General features: G+C 65.0%; 2 protein-coding genes. One reads left to right on the forward strand and one right to left on the reverse strand.

The features are described from left to right. Positions 1–152 precede the first annotated feature (152 nt). Positions 153–1,352 carry a TrmJ/YjtD family RNA methyltransferase gene (locus BJ122_RS18820; protein WP_110782811.1) on the reverse strand — a complete coding sequence of 400 codons (1,200 nt, stop codon included), beginning with the start codon at positions 1,350–1,352 and terminating at the stop codon, positions 153–155. A gap of 429 nt (positions 1,353–1,781) precedes the next feature. Here BJ122_RS18820 and BJ122_RS18825 point away from each other — a divergent pair, with 429 nt between their 5' ends. After that, positions 1,782–3,005: an NADP-dependent isocitrate dehydrogenase gene (locus BJ122_RS18825; protein WP_110782812.1), complete on the forward strand. Its 1,224-nt coding sequence runs from the start codon at positions 1,782–1,784 to the stop codon at positions 3,003–3,005. The last annotated feature ends 143 nt before the right edge of the window (positions 3,006–3,148 follow it).

The raw sequence follows: 3,148 nt of genomic DNA on the forward strand, positions 1-3,148 counted from the left end.
CGCCTGCGCTCGCAAACTCCTCATCTACGCAAACACCGTCGTCCAGCGCGGCTCGCCATGGGTCGAAAACCACACCGCGCTCTAATGGTTGCTACAGGCCGGCACGACGAGCTCAACGTCTAAAGCCGAGTGAGCGCCAGCGGCGCGGACGCTTACTCCGCGTCCTGCAGCGCGGCGATCTCTGCCAGCGCCGGTTCGACGTCGTGTTCGATCAATGCGGCCTCGAACCACAGCACGCGATAGTCGCGCGCCATCAGCCAGTCACGGCGCGCGGAGCGTTCGCTCGCCACCTGCTCGCTTTCGCCGGCGTTGATCAGCTCGATCGCGATCTTGCGGGTGAACGACACGAAATCGGGGATGTGGCGGCCGACCGGGGTCTGGCGCTTGAACGCGCCGGCAAAGCGCCGATCAGAGCGCAGCCTGTCCCACAGCGCCCGCTCGGCGTCGGTCGGATTGCGGCGCAACAGCCGCGCCAGCCCGCGCGCCGGGCCACCATCGCGATCGCCGCCCGCCGTGACGCTCTCGGCCAGCAACGTGCGCAGCTCGGCCGCGCCGGCGCCATCGAGCACCCCGCCCTTGGCCGGGCCCTTGCGGCCATCGGCAATCGCCATCACCGCGCCATGCAGCGTGTTGATGTCCTGCTCGGTCGGCTCCATGCGCACAAAAATGTTGCGCAGATTGACCAGCATGGTGTCGCGCTTTTCGCGCGGCCGCAGAAACTCGACGCGGTCGAGCTCCGCCACCAGATTGTCGAAGAACGCCTGAAACTGCTGCTGCGAGGCGCGCGCTGAGCGCTCCGGCCTCGTGAACGGCAGCGCGTTGCCGGTGGCGTGCTTGAACCATTCATAGCCGATCAGCAGCACCGCCTGCGCCAGATTGAGCGAGGAGAACGCCGGATTGACCGGGAAGGTGATGATGCGCCCGGCGAGCGCCACCTCCTCATTGGTCAGGCCCCAGCGCTCGCGGCCGAACAGCACGCCGACCTCACCCGCGCCGGCGATCTCGGCCACCATTTCGCGCGCCGCCGCCTCGGGCGCCAGCACCGGCTTGGCCTGGTCATGCGGGCGCGCGGTGGTGGCAAACAGCAGCGAGCAATCCTTGACCGCGTCCTCAACGGTCTCGAACAGCTCGGCGGCGTCCAAAATGGCGTCGGCCCCGGCGGCGGAGCGGCGGGCATGGACATTGGGCCAGCCGTCGCGCGGCTTGACCAGCCGCAGCCGCGACAGCCCGAAATTGCCCATGGCGCGCGCGCACATGCCGATGTTCTCGCCGAGCTGCGGCTCAACCAGAATCACCACCGGACCGGCACGATCGATCGCGGGTTTGCTGCTGTCGGGATCAGAACCGGACATTTCTTCGCTTCACTTCACTTTGCGACTGTTGCAATAACGGCGGGCATTTTGCCGCGCACGGCGCTGCGGCGTGGCCATCGGTTCGGCTCACCTGCAGCCGCAGTCCATAGCCCCTGCCTCGCGCAGAGATTCCGCTCCTGATGTCACAGCTCCATGCCAGCGTCCACTCTGCCGTCCCGGACGCGGCCGCCATGCATCGGGCGGTTCCACAACGGAACACCGCCAGCGCCCGCGATCTGTACGAATACCAGGCGCGGCCCTTGCTGAGGCCGTTCGCCCTCTTGAGCAACCGTTTGAGGATGCTTCTAAAAACGGCACGGACCGCCCCGGGAAGCCGCTTCCGGGCCACGGTTGCCAGTGCTATAGCCACCCTGGCGAAGCGGAGTCCGTCTTCGCCAGCCCGCCCCACTCCCTCAGAAGGCCGACCGCATGGCGAAAATCAAGGTGACCAACCCCGTCGTCGAACTCGATGGCGACGAGATGACCAGGATCATCTGGCAGTACATCAAGGATAAGCTGATCACGCCGTTCCTCGATATCGAGTTGATGTATTTCGACCTGGGGATGGAGAACCGCGACAAGACCGACGACCAGGTCACCATCGACGCCGCCAATGCCATCAAGGAAGTCGGGGTCGGCGTGAAATGCGCCACCATCACCCCGGACGAGGCGCGGGTCGAGGAATTCGGCCTCAAGCAGATGTGGAAGTCGCCGAACGGCACGATCCGCAACATTCTGGGCGGCGTGATCTTCCGCGAGCCGATCATCTGCAAGAACGTGCCGCGGCTGGTGCCGGGCTGGACCAAGCCGATCGTGATCGGCCGTCATGCCTTTGGCGATCAATACCGCGCCACCGACATCAAGTTCCCGGGCAAGGGCGTGCTGACGATGAAGTTCGTCGGCGAAGACGGCACGGTGATCGAGCGCGAAGTGTTCCACGCGCCGGGCGCCGGCGTCGCGATGAGCATGTACAATCTCGACGACTCGATCCGCGACTTTGCGCGCGCCTCGTTCAACTACGGCCTGATCCGCAACTACCCGGTCTATCTGTCCACCAAGAACACCATCATGAAAGTCTATGATGGGCGCTTCAAGGATATCTTCCAGGAGATATTCGACGCCGAGTTCAAGGAACAGTTCCAGGCCCAGGGCCTGACCTATGAGCACCGGCTGATCGACGACATGGTGGCCTCGGCGCTGAAATGGTCGGGCGGCTATGTGTGGGCCTGTAAGAACTACGACGGCGACGTGCAGTCCGACACCGTGGCGCAGGGCTATGGCTCGCTCGGCCTGATGACCTCGGTGCTGATGTCGCCGGACGGCAAGACCGTGGAAGCCGAAGCGGCGCACGGCACCGTGACCCGGCACTACCGCGAACATCAGAAGGGCAAGGCGACCTCGACCAATTCGATCGCCTCGATCTTCGCCTGGACCCGCGGCCTCGCCCATCGCGCCAAGCTCGACGACAACCAGGAACTGGCGAAGTTCGCCGACACCCTGGAGCGGGTGTGCGTCGAGACCGTCGAGTCCGGCTTCATGACCAAGGACCTCGCGCTCTTGGTCGGCGCCGATCAGCGCTGGCTGTCGACCACCGGCTTCCTCGACAAGGTCGCCGAGAATCTCGAAAAGGCGCTGGCGCCGCAGGCGGCGTAATACGAGCGGCTTTCACCAATGCTCCGTCATGCCCGCGCTTGTTGTTTGGCCCGGGGACATCCCTGACGGGTGTTCAGGGACATAGCGGACACATCACAATGGCTGGAATGGCTCTTTTTGGGGAGGCGTTCCATGCCGTTTCG

The organism is Rhodopseudomonas faecalis (assembly GCF_003217325.1).
Classification (GTDB): domain Bacteria; phylum Pseudomonadota; class Alphaproteobacteria; order Rhizobiales; family Xanthobacteraceae; genus Rhodopseudomonas; species Rhodopseudomonas faecalis.

Coding starts and splice junctions, on each gene's coding strand:
- BJ122_RS18820 (WP_110782811.1), bottom strand. CDS start 1,352: ATGTCCGGTTCTGATCCCGACAGCAGCAAACCCGCGATCGATCGTGCC.
- BJ122_RS18825 (WP_110782812.1), top strand. CDS start 1,782: ATGGCGAAAATCAAGGTGACCAACCCCGTCGTCGAACTCGATGGCGAC.